We start from the raw sequence: 14,442 nt of genomic DNA, 5'->3' as shown, positions 1-14,442 counted from the left end.
GTCACTCCGCGTCCGCGGCTGCGTCCTGTTCTTCGCTGTCCGTCTCGTCCTCGTCTCGATACTTGCGCGCGTAGAGATACACGGAGAGGCCGGTCAGAAACCAGACGAGCGCACCGACCCGGATCGCAAATTCCGCGCGCGCTCCCCAGTCGGGTAATGTCACAAACAGCGACGCGAGCGCGACGACTGGTGCGCCGACCAGAATCGTCGCGAGAAAGGTCACCTGCATCACCCACCCGTAATCGACTCCCTCCGGATCGGTGTGCGTAACCTCGGGTGTCACACCTGTGCGTTTCCCTGCGCGAGTAAGGATGTGCCGATCCGTCCTCGCCAATAATTATTACGGATCGCTCCGAATCAACGAACATGGATCCACGCACGATTCTGCGAGTCGAAGGGTTGGCTGTCCTCGGCGTCGCGCTTGGCGGCTACTTCACGCTCGATGGACCCATCTGGCTGTTGCTCGTTCTGGCGTTAGCGCCGGACCTGTCTATGATCGGGTATCTCGGCGGTCCTCGTATCGGGAGTTACAGTTACAATCTCGTTCACACCTATACGCTCCCCTTGATTCTCGGTGCTGTCGGGTTCCGGGTCGACCATCGAATGGCACTGCTCGTGGCGCTTATCTGGGCGGGCCACATCGGCGCTGACCGACTCGTCGGCTACGGCCTGAAGTTCGAAACCGGATTCAAAGAGACCCATCTGTCGACTCAGCCAGCCCCACTCCAGGCACTCACAGAGTCCGACTGACTCTTGCGGTGAATCGACGCCGAATTCTTCTGTGAACCGCAATCATAGAACTCCACGCTATTTCGCTCACGTCCCCTCAATTTTACCGAAATATTTATATACTTGCAGAGATTACTTGTAGTTAGTATGACTGTGACAGAGCGGTTCGCAGAGCGTGGGATCGATGCGCGTCGCATCGAGCGTGACGACGGTGTGGAACTGATCGCGGATCTCGGCCCTGAGACTGACGCCTCGGCTGAGATTGTCGACGGGACCGTGATCGTCGTTACCGACGACGACCAGTACGATATCGATCTGGACGCCGATGGACGAGCACTTATCAACAACGGAATCCTTACTGTTGAGGTGAACGAATGAGATTAACTGTCAAGCCGCTGAAACAGAAAGACGCCGGTCGCGGACTGGCGGCCATCGACCGACAGGCGATGTCGAAGATGGGACTCGAAAACGGCGACTACATCCTCCTCGAAGGCGATTCCGGACGGACTGTCGCTCGCGTCTGGCCCGGCTACCCTGAGGATAGTGGCCGCGGCGTCGTTCGCATCGACGGCCGATTGCGCAAGGAGGTCGGCGCTGGCATCGACGACACCGTCGACGTCGAGGGCGCTGACGTGCAGCCCGCGACGCGACTCTCGGTCGCACTGCCACAGAACCTTCGAGTTCGGGGCAACGTCGGCCCGATGATCCGACAGAATCTGAGCGGACAGGCCGTCACCGAGGGGCAGACTGTACCTGTTTCCTTCGGCCTCGGCCCGCTGTCGTCGATGTCCGGTCAACGCATTCCGCTAAAAATCGCGTCCACGGAACCCTCTGGAACAGTCGTCGTCACCGACTCGACGGACATCGAGATCAGCGAACAGCCAGCCGAACAGCTCACGGACCGCGAGGAGGGCGGCCGCGAGACGCCGGACGTGACCTACGAGGACATCGGCGGCCTCGACGACGAACTCGAACAGGTCCGCGAGATGGTCGAACTGCCGATGCGCCACCCGGAACTGTTTCAGCAACTCGGCATCGAACCGCCGAAAGGCGTTCTCCTGCACGGCCCGCCGGGCACCGGCAAGACGCTGATGGCCCGCGCGGTCGCAAACGAGATCGACGCCTACTTCACGGACATCTCCGGCCCGGAGATCATGTCCAAGTACTACGGCGAGAGCGAAGAACAGCTTCGCGAGGTCTTCGAGGAGGCCGAGGAGAACGCGCCCGCCGTGGTCTTCATCGACGAAATCGACTCCATCGCGCCCGAACGCGGCGAAACGTCCGGTGACGTCGAGCGGCGTGTTGTCGCGCAACTGCTCTCCCTGATGGACGGCCTCGACGAGCGCGGTGACGTGATCGTCATCGGCGCGACCAACCGCGTCGACGCCATCGACCCCGCACTCCGCCGTGGCGGCCGGTTCGACCGCGAAATCGAGGTCGGTGTTCCGGACAAGGAAGGCCGCAAGGAGATCCTGCAGGTCCACACCCGCGGGATGCCCCTCGACGAACAGATCGACCTCGACCAGTACGCCGACAACACGCACGGATTCGTCGGCGCTGACCTCGCCCAACTCGCCAAGGAAGCGGCGATGAACGCGCTCAGACGCATCCGCCCGGAACTCGACCTGGAAGAAGACGAGATCGACGCCGAGACCTTAGAACAGCTCGAAGTCACCGCTGACGACTTCAAGCAGGCAATGAAGGGCATCGAGCCGTCGGCGCTCCGCGAGGTGTTCGTCGAGGTTCCCGACGTCACCTGGGATTCGGTCGGCGGTCTCGAAGACACCAAAGAGCGTCTCCGCGAGACGATCCAGTGGCCCCTCGAGTACCCCGAGGTGTTCCGACAGATGGACATGCAGGCCGCGAAGGGTGTCCTGATGTACGGGCCGCCGGGGACCGGCAAGACGCTGCTCGCGAAGGCCATCGCCAACGAGGCACAGAGCAACTTCATCTCCATCAAGGGGCCGGAGCTGCTCAACAAGTACGTCGGCGAGAGCGAGAAGGGCGTCCGCGAGATATTCGAGAAGGCGCGCGCGAACGCACCGACGGTGGTGTTCTTCGACGAAATTGACTCCATCGCGGGCGAGCGCGGCCGACACTCGGGCGATTCGGGTGTCGGTGAGCGCGTCGTCTCACAGCTGCTGACCGAACTCGACGGCCTCGAAGAACTCGAAGACGTGGTCGTCATCGCGACGACGAACCGCCCCGACCTGATCGATGCGGCGCTGCTCCGACCGGGCCGACTCGACAGACACATTCACGTGCCCGTCCCCGATGCCGAGGCACGCCGGAAAATCTTCGCGGTGCACACCCGCGACAAACCGCTCGCCGACGACGTGGATCTCGACGACCTGGCCGACCGCACCGACGGCTACGTCGGCGCGGATATCGAGGCGGTCTGTCGCGAGGCCTCGATGGCAGCCAGCCGGGAGTTCATCAACAGCGTCGACCCCGACGACGTCGACGAAACCGTCGGCAACGTCCGCGTGACCAGCGACCACTTCGAGCAGGCGCTCAAAGAGGTCCAGCCGAGCGTCACCGAGGACACCCGCGAACAGTACGAGGAGATCGAAGAGCGGTTCACGCAGGCTGAACCGCAACCGGGCGATGAGGAACAGGTCGGTCGCACGTTCCACTGACCGCGTTCCGCCCTTGTCGATTGAGATCGGTCGGTTCACCGACCCCCTTCACGCTGACTGACTTGCAATCTCTCTCCGATTTAGAAGTGTTTTCCGCGGAGCCGTTCTGCTTTCATGCCAGCGATGCCGCCAGCAATCGCTGACCCCGCCATCAGCGCCCCCGTCACGAGAATCGTCGTCACACCGAAATCAAGGAACATGACCGCGCCGACGAGTACGGCGAGGACGACGAGTACTGCACCGATTGCGAGAAGTCCCTCGATAATCTCGAAGCCACCGAACAGCACGCCGAATTCGAGGAGGTCTTCCGGATCCATGTCCGGAAATCTGTCAGCCAGCCACTTGTATTCTCTTCATCACGGTCACCTCTCTGGGCTGTTCTCTACCCGGAAGAGCCAACAGCGCCCGTCGATCACAACACATAGGCGTTCGGTGCCATATCCCGAGACATGGAACTGACTGCTCGGGAGCGGATCCGGGAACTGACCGCGCTGCTCACGGCCGTTTCGCTCGTTCTGGTGTTCAGCGCAGTCAGAGGCGTCGCTCCGGAACTTCCCGAGATAGGGTGGCTCCTCCCGGCGATTCCACATCTCAACGCGGCCATCAGCGTGCTTGCAATTGTCACGATTCTGTCCGGCGTTCGTGCCATCAAGCGGGGGAACGTCAGCACGCATCGGCGGGCGATGCTCGCGAGCGCTGCGCTCTTTGGAGCCTTCCTGCTTCTGTACCTCTACCGGGTTTCTCTCGAAGGGCCAACTGCTTTCACCGGCCCGGACTGGGTGCATCAGTTCGTCTATCTGCCGGTGCTTGCGGTTCACATCCTGCTCGCTATCGTCTGTCTGCCCTTCGTCTACGCCGCGCTGTTGATCGCGAGCACACACGACGTGAGCGAACTGCCCGAGACTGCTCATCCCCGCCTCGGACGGATTGCGGCGGTGCTGTGGCTCGTCTCCTTCGCGCTCGGAATCGTCGTCTACGCGATGCTGTATCTGGTCTTTTGAGCTCCGCTCGTACTATTGGCTGTTTGACTGCAATACGACGCAATTTACATACCATTCAAATGTGTCCGCGTTCAACAGAGACATCCACCGCAGGCTGAGAGGATTATGAGTCAGGAATCAGTTGATTGGGTTCAGGCCCGACGTGACCTCTACGACGTGCTTCAGCGCGACTGTTCGTTCGAGGAAACGGCCGAGCACGCACTCGCGGTCGGAGAGCAGTATCTCGGGGTCGAAAACGGCCATCTCACCAGGATCGAGCCGGACAGCGAGTACTGGAAGGCAACCGCGAGCACCGACCCCGAGGACGGTCAGTTTCCGCCCGGACTCATCCTCGATCTCAAGACCACGTACTGCCGCCGAACCGTCGCGCAGGGGGAGTCGATTGCACTCCATGACGCACCTGACCAGGGGTGGGAGGACGACCCTGCATTCGAGACACACGAACTGTACTGCTATCACGGCACTCCCGTCTTTCTCGACGATGAGGTGTACGGGACAGTGTGTTTCGTCTCCACAGGGCCGCGAGACCGTCCGTTCACCGACGACGAAACGCTGTTTGCTGAACTGATCGCCCGGACGCTCGAACACGAACTCCAGCGACAGCAGACCGAGGCGAAAATTGAGCGCCTCGACCAGTTCGCGAGCGTGCTCAGCCACGACCTACGTAATCCGCTGAACGTGGCACAGTTGCGAGTCGATCTCGCACAGGACGCCGACAGCGAACATCTGGCAATCGCGTCGAGCGCGCTCGACCGAATGGAGTCACTCATCACGGATGTGCTCACGATGGCGAGACAGGGCCAGCACGTCGAGGAGACGACGGAGGTCTCACTCGCTGCAATCGCCGCCAACTGCTGGGAATCGGTTGCGACTGCCGATGCGAATCTCGTCGTCGAGGAGGACCTGCAGTTCCGCGCGGACCCCGAGCGAGTCCAGCAGCTCTTCGAGAATCTCTTTCGGAACAGCAAAGAACACGGCGGGACCGACATAACGGTCTGGCTCGGCCCGCTTTCGGATGGTGACGGGTTCTACGTCGAAGATGACGGCCCGGGGATCCCCGACGCGAAGAGCGAGGAGATATTCGAGGTTGGCTGTTCGACAGGCGACGACGGACTCGGGATCGGACTCGCCATCGTAGAGGGCATCGCCTCCGCTCACGACTGGACTGTCCGAGTCACAGATGGACGAGAGGGTGGCGCGCGCTTCGAGGTCAGTAACGTCGTGGTGAGCAACTCCCCGTGAACGACTGTCGTGACTGGCGGTCAGTCGTCGGCGCTCGCGCGCTCGCTTCCGATGACCGGACGAGTCACGTCTCTGTCGCGCTCCTCGCCGTCGATGTCGTAGGGGTACTTGCCCGTCACACAGCCGAGACACAGGTCGCTTTCGGACTTGCCGAGCGCGTCGACGATGGCGTCGATAGAGAGATAGGAGACGCTGTCAGCGCCGATTTCTGCCTCGATGTCCTCGACGGACCGGTCTGATGCGATGAGTTCCTCGCGACTCGCCATATCGATCCCCATGTAACACGGGGAGATGATCGGCGGCGAGCCGACGCGGACGTGCACCTCCTCGGCACCGGCGTCACGGAGTAGTTCGACGAGCTGTGTCGAAGTCGTTCCCCTGACGACGGAGTCGTCGATGACGGTGACAGTCTTGCCCTCTATCGTTGACTTTATCGGATTGAGTTTGAGCCGAACGGCGCGCTCGCGTTCGTCCTGTGTCGGCATGATGAACGTGCGGCCGACGTAGCGGTTTTTCATCAGCCCCTCGGCGAACTCCGTCTTCGCGCCATCTTCGCCCGCTGCCTCGGCGTAGCCCGAGGCGAACGCCCGCCCCGAGTCGGGCACGGGCATCACGACGTCAGTCTCGATGCCCGAGTCCGCCCAGAGTCTGCGGCCGAGTTCACGGCGCACCTCGTAGACCAGTTCGTCGTCGATAACCGAATCGGGCCGGGCGAAGTAGACGTGTTCGAAAAAGCAGTGTGCGGTCTGCTCGCGCTCGACCAGTTGATACGTGTCGTAGCCGCTTCCGTCTGGCTTGAGGACGATCAGTTCGCCCGGCTTGACGTCGCGGACGATTTCGCCGTCGAGCGTGTCGATGGCTGCCGATTCCGATGCGAGGACGTACCCGTCTTCGAGTTTGCCGAGACAGAGCGGCCGATTGCCCTGTGGGTCGCGCACGCCGAGGACCGTCTCGTCGTGCATGATCGTCAGCGAGTACGACCCGTGGATGCGCTGCATCGTCGATTTCACCGCGCGAACCAGATCCTCCTCTAAGAGATTCCGCGCCAGGTCGTGTGCGATGACTTCCGTATCTCCCGACGAGGTAAAGGCGTGGCCGAGTTCGGCCAGTTCCTCGCGAACCTCGTCGGCGTTGACGAGGTTGCCGTTGTGCGAGAGACCGAGCGACCCGCTCTTGAAGGAGACAGAAAACGGCTGTGCGCAAGAGGCGTTGACACCACCAGCGGTCGGATATCGAACGTGTCCGATCCCGTTCGAACCGTTCAGCGCGTCGATGTCCTCCGGTCGAAAGGCGTCACCGACCAATCCCATCTCGACGTGCTGGTGTTGCTGAAAGCCGTCGTGAGTTACCATCCCGGCCGATTCCTGGCCGCGGTGCTGCAAGGCATAGAGCGCGTAGTAGATAGGGTGGGCGGCGTCGCGTTCTTCGAGTGAGATGCCGACGACACCACACTTTTCGTGCATTTTATTCGCCAGCTTTGCTTTCCCAGGCGTAGTCGCGGCGCTTTGCCGACTTGCCGAATCCACACGACGAACAGACCTTCTTCTTGACGTGATATGACTTCTCGCCACAGCGGCGACATTTCACGTGTGTCGTCGTGTTTTTCTTGCCCTGACTTGACGTTCCTGTCGTCATGGACGTATGGATACGACGTTGTCACCGCGTATAATCGTTGTGTCTTTCTCGTCCTCGACGACGAGGTTCATATGCTGGTCGTAGCCGACCAGTTCGCCCTCGTACTTCTCGCCGTCTTTCAACAGCACGGTCACGCTCGTCCCGACCGAGGATTCGAGCACGTCCAGCGGCCGGTTGCCCGTGTCACTCATACCTCTATCCGGTGGCGACGGGTGCTTAAGCGTACCGGCTCATCCCCTCCGTGCAACCGCACACCACAGGTGCCTCGATTGGCGAGGCTGATCCTCGGATGTCATACTCTCCGGCTGTTCGTTTGTTCAGACGATGTTCTGAGCATCAGTACGGATCTCGTATTAATTGTAGGACGATATTATTAACACCCCTTTGTCTATAGGACGTTCTTAGTAATACAGTCTGACTCCTAACCGACGTACTGGTATGCCCGACAAGCTAGACCGGAGGACGGTATTGAAGACAGTTGGCAGTGCTACCGTATTGTTCGCTGGTGGTACCGGTACGGCGAGTGCGATGCCGGGACGGAAAAGAGGAGCAAGCGCGGAAAAGAACCTCGTCGAGACCGCGATTGCACTCAATAAAAGCGGCCCGTTCGCCGAGAAGTTCGACACCCTGATCGCAGCCGTGATAGAAGCCGATCTGGTTGACACTCTCAGTGGGAACCGCCAGCTGACGGTGTTCGCCCCCACCGACGAAGCCTTTGAAAACGTGTTGGGTATCGACGCAGACGAAGTCGGTGGTGTCGATGACGCTCAACTGTTGAGTATCCTGACGTATCACGTCACACCGGGCCGACGGTACGCGCGGTCGGTCGTCAACGCTTCGATGATACCCACACTGAACGGCGCACGAATCGACGTCGAAACGGAACTGAGCGATTCGATCGCTGCGACGGACATCGAAGCCTCGAACGGCGTCATTCACGCGATCAATACCGTATTGCTGCCGTAGGGACACGCCACTCTGTTATCCGGGCAATAAGAACGTGGCGTCCAGATCTGCTGCAGCATACAGCCTCGCTTACTCTCGTTGATGCGTCCCGCCGACATCGACTGTGTACTCGAACTCGTGGGCCTGACTCGCCCAGTGGCCGAGAACGTCGGCAGTCGCGTCCAGATCCGACAGATCGATCATCTCGACTGGCGTGTGCATGTACCGATTGGGCACGCCGAGATACAGCGACGGGATGCCACCGCGCGACGTGAAGAAGGCGTCGGCGTCGGTGGCAGTGCGGATCCCGGTCGCCTGCAACTGGACGGGCACGTCCTCGTCACTCGCGACTGACCGGATAGCCTCGACGAGTCGTGGATGGTTCGACCCGCCGCGGGAGACGGCGGGCCCGCCGCCGAGTTCGACGCCGGTCGTTCGATCGCCCGGCGTCTCCGGCCCGTCGGTCGCGTGAGTCACGTCGACGACGATAACGGCGTCGGGGTCAAGTTCGAATCCGACCATCTGTGCGCCCTTGAGACCGACCTCCTCCTGGACGGTACTGACCGCACAGACTGTCGCCTCTGTGCCGCGCTCGGCCGCCCGGCGCAACCCCTCGGCGGCCGCCCACGTGCCGATGCGGTTGTCGAGTCCGCGTGCTGCGATCCGGTCGCCAGCCAGGTCGGTGACGCGCTGGGCGACCGTTATCGGGTCGCCGCGCTCGACCAGTTCGGTCGCTTCCTCCCTGTCTTCGGCACCGATATCGACGTACTGCTTCGTGATCTCTGTCGGTTCCTCGTCGTCCGCGTCTCGGAGGTGGATCGCGGTCTGGCCGATGACGCCCGAGACGGGGCCGTCCGCCGTCTGGACTGTCACGTGTTGACCACGCGAGACTGACTTGTCCGACCCGCCGATCCGATTGAGTTTGAGATAGCCGTCCTCGGTGATGTCCCGAACGATAAACCCGATTTCGTCCCCGTGGCCAGTCATCGCTACCGTCGGGCCGTCGCCCTCGACTGTCGCGACGGCGTTGCCGTACTCGTCGGTGCGAACGGTGTCGGAAAACGAGGAGACGTAGTCGATCCAGACGCGCTGTCCTGCCGTTTCGAAACCCGATGGGCTCGGCGTTTCGAGGAGTCGCTCCAGAAACTCGCGGTGGGACTGATCCATGGGGCCAGTTCGGTACCGTCCTCCGTGAAACCTCGGGTCCGAATGCAGCACGTCCGGCCCACCCAGTTCGACGACCGAAATTGTCTGTAACGTAACCGGTAAGTCCCCATCGCCCCTACCGACACATATGGTGAATCTCACCTTCCTCGAAATCCACCTCGACGACGGATCGGTCAACCTCCCCTTCGGTACTGTTGGGAGCGACGAGACACGCGACGAGAGCGGCACAGCCGAAGACGACGAGGAAGTCGCTGCCGAAGCAGACGACGGCGGGTCCGGCAAAGGGAAAGTCGCAGTCCTTGGCATCCTGCTCGTGTTCGTCGCCATCGCGGCGCTCGTCAAGTACCTCTCGGGCGAGGAAAGCCCGGAGGTCGAGGTCGATACCGACGACGAGTCGCTCGAAGTGACCGTCGACGAGTAGCCGAAGGCATTTGTTCCTCAGCGTTCTCTCTCGGGTATGAGCATCTATCGGAGCGTCCGTGCTGTCACTGGGGCGTCCGGCGACAGCCCCGTCGACTGGGACGCGGTCATCGACGCTGCCTGCGAGGCAGTCGACCCCGGCGAGTTCGACGTGTCTGCGGCCGAGCAGGAGGGGTATCGAACTGACGTGCGGGACGCGCGCGACCGCGTGCGAACCGTGACCGGACTCTCCTTCGACCTGCCCGAGCGCGTCGAGATCATGAACCGACACCACTGGCTCGAAGCCAACGTCGGGACCTTCGAGCGCGTCCTCGGACCGATCGAAACGCAAGCCTCGCAGCTCGCCGGCGTCGCGCGCGTGCTCAACACCGGATCGATGGCGTTTGCGCTCGGCTTTCTCTCGAAGCACGTGCTCGGCCAGTACGACCCCCTGTTGCTCGCCGAGGGCGAACCGCACGCGCTGTATTTCGTCCAGCCGAACATCGTGCGCGTCGCTGACGTGCTCGACGTCCCCTATCCGCGATTCCGCCGCTGGATCGCCTTCCACGAGGTGGCCCACGCCGCGGAGTTCGGTGCCGCCCCGTGGCTTCCGGACCACCTCGAAACGGCCATGCAGGAGGCCGTCGAGGATCTGACGGCTGGCCGGATCGACCGCGAATCGCTCGGCCAACTCGATACGACGATGACGGCCGTCGAGGGCTACGCCGAACTCGTCATGGACCGAGCCTTCGACGAGGAGTACGACGACCTGCGAGCCAAACTCGAACGCCGCCGACAGGGCCGTGGCCCCGTCGAGCAACTCATTCGCCGTCTGCTGGGCCTGAGCGTCAAGCGACGGCAGTACGAGCGCGGCAAGGAGTTTTTCGAGACTGTCGCGGACATGCGAGACATCGAAACCGCCGGTCGGGTGTGGGAATCGCCGGAGACGCTTCCGACAGACCAGGAACTCGACGACCCGGAGGCGTGGGTGCGACGAGTCGCGTGACCTGAACGCAGAACAGTACGGCCGAAACTGCGTCCCTATGAGCCCCGAACGACACCCCTTTCCCACCGCTTGCGGAAGTGTGGGGCATGGAGCCAAAGCGAGAGCTAACGAGCGTGGACCTGGCTGCGCTCGAACGCGAACTCGCCCGGTACGAGGGCGCGCGCCTCGACAAGGCGTATCTCTACGACGACGGTCTGGTCCGGCTGAAACTCCGCCATTACGACCACGGCCGGACGGAGCTATTGCTCGATCTCGGCGAGACCAAGCACGTCCGCGTTGCGACACCAGAGCACGTTCCGCCCGCCCCCGAGCGGCCGCCGAACTTCGCCATGATGTTGCGAAATCGGATGGAGGGGGCCGAACTGGTCGACGTCTCTCAGTTCGAGTTCGACCGCATCCTCGAACTGACCTTCGAGCGCGAGGACGGCACGACGACGCTCGTCGCGGAACTGTTCGGTGACGGCAACCTCGCGGTGCTCGATGGCACTGGAGAGGTTGTCGACTGTCTCGACACCGTTCGACTGAAGTCACGAACCGTCGCGCCGGGGTCGCCCTACGAGTTCCCCGACGCCCGATTCAATCCGCTGACGGTCGAGTTCGACGCCTTTCGGGCGCGACTCGAACAGTCAGACACCGACGTCGTCCGCACGCTGGCGACGCAACTCAACTTCGGCGGCCTCTGGGGTGAGGAACTCTGCACTCGCGCGTCGGTGTCCAAGACACTCGACATCGACGAGGCCACCGACGAGCAGTTCGAGGCGCTGTATCGAACGGTGCAGGACCTCTCGGAACAATTGAATGCGGGTGATTTCGACCCCCGGGTGTACTACGAGAACGGCGTCGAGGCGGGGCAGCGCGTCGACGTCACGCCTGTCGTGATGGAAGAACACGCTGCCCTCGAACGCGACTCCTTCGACGACTTCGTCGGCGCGCTCGACGATTACTTCACCCACTTCGACACCGAACCCGACGAACCCGAGACGACCGACGAGGGGCCGGACTTCGCGGCCGAAATAGCAAAACACGAGCGCATCATCGAACAGCAGGAGGGCGCAATCGAGGACTTCGAGGAGCAGGCCCAGGAGATTCGAGAGAAAGCGAAGGCACTCTACGCACACTACGACCTGGTCGACGACATCCTCTCGACGATCCGGGACGCGCGTGCGGAGGGCCACTCCTGGGACGATATCGAACAGCGCTTCGAGGAGGGCAAAGAAGCGGGGATTCCCGAGGCTGAGGCCGTCCAATCGCTCGACAGCAGTGAGGGCACTGTCACGGTCGAGATCGACGGCGACCCGGTTACGCTCGTCGTCGCGGACGGCGTCGAGCGAAACGCCGACCGCCTCTACACGGAGGCGAAGGGCATCGAGGAGAAGAAGGCAGGCGCACAGGAGGCGATCGCGGAGACGCGAGCGCAACTCGACGCGATCAAACAGCGCCGCGAACAGTACGAGCAGGAACCGGACGAACAGGAAGACTCCGAGGAGGAGGACGCCGAGGAGACGGACTGGCTCCGCGAGTCCTCGATTCCGGTCCGCGCGTCCGAGGAGTGGTACGAGGAGTTCCGGTGGTTTCACACCTCGGACGGCTTGCTCGTCATCGGGGGACGAAACGCCGACCAGAACGAGGCAATCGTCAAGAAGTACCTCGACCGCGGCGACCTGTTTTTCCACGCACAGGCACACGGCGGCCCGGTGACGGTACTCAAAGCGACCGGGCCGAGCGAGGCCTACGACGAGGACGTGACCGTGCCCGACCGCTCGAAGGCCGAAGCGGCGCAGTTTGCGGTCTCGTACTCCTCTGTCTGGAAGGACGGGAAGTTCGCTGGCGACGCCTACATGGTCGACCACGACCAGGTCTCGAAGACCCCCGAGAGCGGCGAGTATCTGGAGAAGGGCGGCTTTGCGATCCGCGGCGACCGCACGTACTTCGAGGACGTTGCCGTCGGCGTGGCGGTCGGAATCACCTGCGAACCGGAAACGCGCGTCATAGGCGGCCCGCCCGACCCGATCACCGAGCGCGCCGAGACGACGGTCGAACTCGAACCCGGCAAGTACGCGCAAAACGACATCGCAAAGCGCGTCTACCGGGAACTCCGCGACCGCTTCGCGGACGAGACGTTCGTCCGGAAGGTCGCAAGCCCAGACTTGATCGCCGAGTTCCTTCCGCCGGGCGGGAGTCGGATGCGGTGAGTCGAACCGTTCGACAACTCGGGCGTAAGTATTTATCCGCCATGTCCGAAACCCGGATACCCGTAGCATGTCCGGCCACTCGTCGTCACCGGCAGCAACCGATCCGGAACCGCCCGAAGACCAATCGCCAGCCACCATCGAGGATCTGTTCGCCGACCTGCGAGAGCTGCCGGGATACCGCGAGGAGTCCGAGACCCGAGCGGAAGTGCACGACGTCAAGCAGTTGCTGGTCGAAGCACACGAGCGGGGACTGATCGATTCGGGCGTTCGCGACCTGACGAGACGAGATGCCGCCGAGGCCTTCGTCGGCAGCGTCATCTTCGCCTCGCCGCTGCTCGTCGAGGACGGCATCTTCGACATCGCCGACTACCTCTTCGAGTTCACGCTCGCCGGTGTGCCGGTCTTTCTGATCGTAAATACGCTGTTTGTCTTTTTGATGACCTACGCACTCATCGAGTGGACCGGGCAGGACCAGGAGGAGACTGCGGTGCTGTTCGGCGTCGTCCCGATTCGGATGATCGTCGTGCTCACTATCTCCTTTGCCGTCGCGACGCTTTTGATGACCGTCTGGGGACGCGTCGGTGGGTGGGAGTCACCGATCGAGGCAATCGCGCGCATCAACGTACTCTGGACGGTTGGATCGCTCGGTGCCGCGCTCGGTGACATCGTCTCGAACAACGAACCACGCCCGGCGGTCGTGCAGCGCGAACACGTCGAAGCGACCGCGGCTTCGGGGACACAGTCTTCCCTCGATGTCGTCACCGTCGAGGAACTCCCCGAGTCGGTACGGCAGATGAGCGACGGCGAACTCGTCGACGCGCTTCACGAGCAGTTCGACGACCTCGAACTGGCCGTCAGCGACGCCGCGAACCGCGAGGCGGTACACCAGATCAGAACGGAGACGATACAGGCGACACTCGACAACACCTTCGGCGACAGAATCCAGAAGTACACCTCGCGGGACATCGCCGAGGCCTTCGTCGGAAGCGTCGTCTTTGCGATTCCGTTTCTCGTCGAAGACGGTGTCTTCGAGATTGCCGACTTCTTTCTCTCCTTTCAGATCGGCATCTTTCCCGTGTTCTTTCTCGTCAACGCGGCGTTCGTGCTGGTGATGATTCTGGCGCTCGTGTACTGGGCCGGGCCGCAGGACGTGCAGGTGAATCGACCGATATTCGGTCTCATCCCCCGTCGACTGGTCGGCATCGCAGCCGTCTCCTTTCTGACTGCGGCGGCGCTGATGACGATGTGGGGACGGGTCGACAACTGGCAGGACCCGGTCGTCGCGCTGGCACGCATCAGCGTCGTCTGGACAGTCGCCTCCTTCGGCGCGTCGCTCGGTGATATCCTGCCGGGTGAGAGTTCCGGCGCGGACATCAACGACGAGATTGCGACGCTGGGCGAGTCACGCGCCATGGGGGACGACGGCGAAAACCGAGACGGTTGAGTGCATGACCGGCCCAGTACACTTGTACCGGCCCGGGCCGTAA

General features: G+C 62.3%; 16 protein-coding genes. 10 read left to right on the top strand and 6 right to left on the bottom strand.

The features are described 5' to 3' along the window. Position 1: 1 nt before the first annotated feature. Positions 2–229 (bottom strand): DUF5822 domain-containing protein, encoded by a 228-nt coding sequence (locus ACMGFL_RS10505; protein WP_436936440.1) that lies wholly within the window; start codon positions 227–229, stop codon positions 2–4. A gap of 137 nt (positions 230–366) precedes the next feature. On the opposite strand from ACMGFL_RS10505, the gene ACMGFL_RS10500 reads away from it, so the two are divergent. From ACMGFL_RS10500 to ACMGFL_RS10490, 3 genes are all read left to right on the top strand, one after another. Continuing rightward, the gene (locus ACMGFL_RS10500) at positions 367–750 is read left to right on the top strand and encodes a DUF4260 domain-containing protein (protein WP_436935495.1); all 384 of its coding nucleotides are present in this window, start codon (positions 367–369) and stop codon (positions 748–750) included. A gap of 126 nt (positions 751–876) precedes the next feature. Then, positions 877–1,107 (top strand): DUF7127 family protein, encoded by a 231-nt coding sequence (locus ACMGFL_RS10495; protein WP_436935494.1) that lies wholly within the window; start codon positions 877–879, stop codon positions 1,105–1,107. After that, complete coding sequence (locus ACMGFL_RS10490) at positions 1,104–3,368, top strand: CDC48 family AAA ATPase (RefSeq protein ID WP_436935493.1); 2,265 nt, start codon at positions 1,104–1,106, stop codon at positions 3,366–3,368. The genes ACMGFL_RS10495 and ACMGFL_RS10490 overlap by 4 nt, the downstream gene beginning before the upstream one ends. Before the next feature lie 80 nt (positions 3,369–3,448). Here the strand turns inward: ACMGFL_RS10490 and ACMGFL_RS10485 are convergent, their stop codons facing one another. Beyond that, positions 3,449–3,685, bottom strand: coding sequence for a hypothetical protein (locus tag ACMGFL_RS10485; protein WP_436935492.1), 237 nt, complete (start codon positions 3,683–3,685; stop codon positions 3,449–3,451). 132 nt (positions 3,686–3,817) lie between these two features. Between ACMGFL_RS10485 and ACMGFL_RS10480 the strand changes: the two genes are divergently transcribed. After that, positions 3,818–4,369 carry a DUF420 domain-containing protein gene (locus tag ACMGFL_RS10480; protein WP_436935491.1) on the top strand — a complete coding sequence of 184 codons (552 nt, stop codon included), beginning with the start codon at positions 3,818–3,820 and terminating at the stop codon, positions 4,367–4,369. Between the two features lie 105 nt (positions 4,370–4,474). After that, entirely contained in the window at positions 4,475–5,611 is a 1,137-nt protein-coding gene (locus ACMGFL_RS10475; protein WP_436935490.1) for a GAF domain-containing sensor histidine kinase, read from the top strand. 20 nt (positions 5,612–5,631) lie between these two features. Here ACMGFL_RS10475 and purF read toward each other — a convergent pair whose 3' ends face one another. The 3 genes from purF to ACMGFL_RS10460 are packed head-to-tail and all read right to left on the bottom strand — an operon-like array spanning position 5,632 to position 7,437. Next, entirely contained in the window at positions 5,632–7,074 is a 1,443-nt protein-coding gene (gene purF, locus ACMGFL_RS10470) for an amidophosphoribosyltransferase (RefSeq protein WP_436935489.1), read from the bottom strand. 1 nt (position 7,075) lies between these two features. Next, a complete protein-coding gene (locus ACMGFL_RS10465; RefSeq protein WP_436935488.1) occupies positions 7,076–7,246 on the bottom strand; it encodes a 50S ribosomal protein L37e in 171 nt (56 codons plus the stop codon). Further along, the gene (locus ACMGFL_RS10460; protein WP_436935487.1) at positions 7,243–7,437 is read right to left on the bottom strand and encodes an LSM domain-containing protein; all 195 of its coding nucleotides are present in this window, start codon (positions 7,435–7,437) and stop codon (positions 7,243–7,245) included. The genes ACMGFL_RS10465 and ACMGFL_RS10460 overlap by 4 nt, the downstream gene beginning before the upstream one ends. Before the next feature lie 337 nt (positions 7,438–7,774). Between ACMGFL_RS10460 and ACMGFL_RS10455 the strand changes: the two genes are divergently transcribed. After that, entirely contained in the window at positions 7,775–8,212 is a 438-nt protein-coding gene (locus ACMGFL_RS10455; RefSeq protein ID WP_436935486.1) for a fasciclin domain-containing protein, read from the top strand. A 69-nt stretch (positions 8,213–8,281) separates the two neighbouring features. On the opposite strand, the gene ACMGFL_RS10450 is transcribed toward ACMGFL_RS10455, so the two are convergent. Further along, a complete protein-coding gene (locus ACMGFL_RS10450; protein ID WP_436935485.1) occupies positions 8,282–9,358 on the bottom strand; it encodes a M20/M25/M40 family metallo-hydrolase in 1,077 nt (358 codons plus the stop codon). Positions 9,359–9,485: 127 nt separating this feature from the next. Between ACMGFL_RS10450 and ACMGFL_RS10445 the strand changes: the two genes are divergently transcribed. The 4 genes from ACMGFL_RS10445 to ACMGFL_RS10430 all read left to right on the top strand — a co-directional run bounded on the left by ACMGFL_RS10445 (position 9,486) and on the right by ACMGFL_RS10430 (position 14,399). Continuing rightward, positions 9,486–9,779, top strand: coding sequence for a hypothetical protein (locus tag ACMGFL_RS10445; protein WP_436935484.1), 294 nt, complete (start codon positions 9,486–9,488; stop codon positions 9,777–9,779). Between the two features lie 36 nt (positions 9,780–9,815). Beyond that, positions 9,816–10,763, top strand: a complete 948-nt coding sequence (locus ACMGFL_RS10440; protein WP_436935483.1) for a zinc-dependent metalloprotease — start codon at positions 9,816–9,818, stop codon at positions 10,761–10,763. Between the two features lie 86 nt (positions 10,764–10,849). Next, complete coding sequence (rqcH, locus tag ACMGFL_RS10435; RefSeq protein ID WP_436935482.1) at positions 10,850–12,955, top strand: ribosome rescue protein RqcH; 2,106 nt, start codon at positions 10,850–10,852, stop codon at positions 12,953–12,955. A gap of 67 nt (positions 12,956–13,022) precedes the next feature. Beyond that, on the top strand, positions 13,023–14,399 hold the full coding sequence (locus ACMGFL_RS10430) for a hypothetical protein (protein WP_436935481.1): 1,377 nt from the start codon (positions 13,023–13,025) through the stop codon (positions 14,397–14,399). The last annotated feature ends 43 nt before the right edge of the window (positions 14,400–14,442 follow it).

Source organism: Halovenus marina (genome assembly GCF_051414115.1).
Lineage (GTDB): Archaea > Halobacteriota > Halobacteria > Halobacteriales > Haloarculaceae > Halovenus > Halovenus marina.
Note: the sequence above shows the minus strand (reverse complement) of the source record. Positions and strands in the feature narration are given on the sequence as shown.

Excerpts from the sequence above, each read along its gene's own strand:
- ACMGFL_RS10505 (WP_436936440.1), bottom strand. The coding sequence starts at position 229 with ATGCAGGTGACCTTTCTCGCGACGATTCTGGTCGGCGCACCAGTCGTC.
- ACMGFL_RS10500 (WP_436935495.1), top strand. The coding sequence starts at position 367 with ATGGATCCACGCACGATTCTGCGAGTCGAAGGGTTGGCTGTCCTCGGC.
- ACMGFL_RS10495 (WP_436935494.1), top strand. The coding sequence starts at position 877 with ATGACTGTGACAGAGCGGTTCGCAGAGCGTGGGATCGATGCGCGTCGC.
- ACMGFL_RS10490 (WP_436935493.1), top strand. The coding sequence starts at position 1,104 with ATGAGATTAACTGTCAAGCCGCTGAAACAGAAAGACGCCGGTCGCGGA.
- ACMGFL_RS10485 (WP_436935492.1), bottom strand. The coding sequence starts at position 3,685 with ATGGATCCGGAAGACCTCCTCGAATTCGGCGTGCTGTTCGGTGGCTTC.
- ACMGFL_RS10480 (WP_436935491.1), top strand. The coding sequence starts at position 3,818 with ATGGAACTGACTGCTCGGGAGCGGATCCGGGAACTGACCGCGCTGCTC.
- ACMGFL_RS10475 (WP_436935490.1), top strand. The coding sequence starts at position 4,475 with ATGAGTCAGGAATCAGTTGATTGGGTTCAGGCCCGACGTGACCTCTAC.
- purF (WP_436935489.1), bottom strand. The coding sequence starts at position 7,074 with ATGCACGAAAAGTGTGGTGTCGTCGGCATCTCACTCGAAGAACGCGAC.
- ACMGFL_RS10465 (WP_436935488.1), bottom strand. The coding sequence starts at position 7,246 with ATGACGACAGGAACGTCAAGTCAGGGCAAGAAAAACACGACGACACAC.
- ACMGFL_RS10460 (WP_436935487.1), bottom strand. The coding sequence starts at position 7,437 with ATGAGTGACACGGGCAACCGGCCGCTGGACGTGCTCGAATCCTCGGTC.
- ACMGFL_RS10455 (WP_436935486.1), top strand. The coding sequence starts at position 7,775 with ATGCCGGGACGGAAAAGAGGAGCAAGCGCGGAAAAGAACCTCGTCGAG.
- ACMGFL_RS10450 (WP_436935485.1), bottom strand. The coding sequence starts at position 9,358 with ATGGATCAGTCCCACCGCGAGTTTCTGGAGCGACTCCTCGAAACGCCG.
- ACMGFL_RS10445 (WP_436935484.1), top strand. The coding sequence starts at position 9,486 with ATGGTGAATCTCACCTTCCTCGAAATCCACCTCGACGACGGATCGGTC.
- ACMGFL_RS10440 (WP_436935483.1), top strand. The coding sequence starts at position 9,816 with ATGAGCATCTATCGGAGCGTCCGTGCTGTCACTGGGGCGTCCGGCGAC.
- rqcH (WP_436935482.1), top strand. The coding sequence starts at position 10,850 with ATGGAGCCAAAGCGAGAGCTAACGAGCGTGGACCTGGCTGCGCTCGAA.
- ACMGFL_RS10430 (WP_436935481.1), top strand. The coding sequence starts at position 13,023 with ATGTCCGGCCACTCGTCGTCACCGGCAGCAACCGATCCGGAACCGCCC.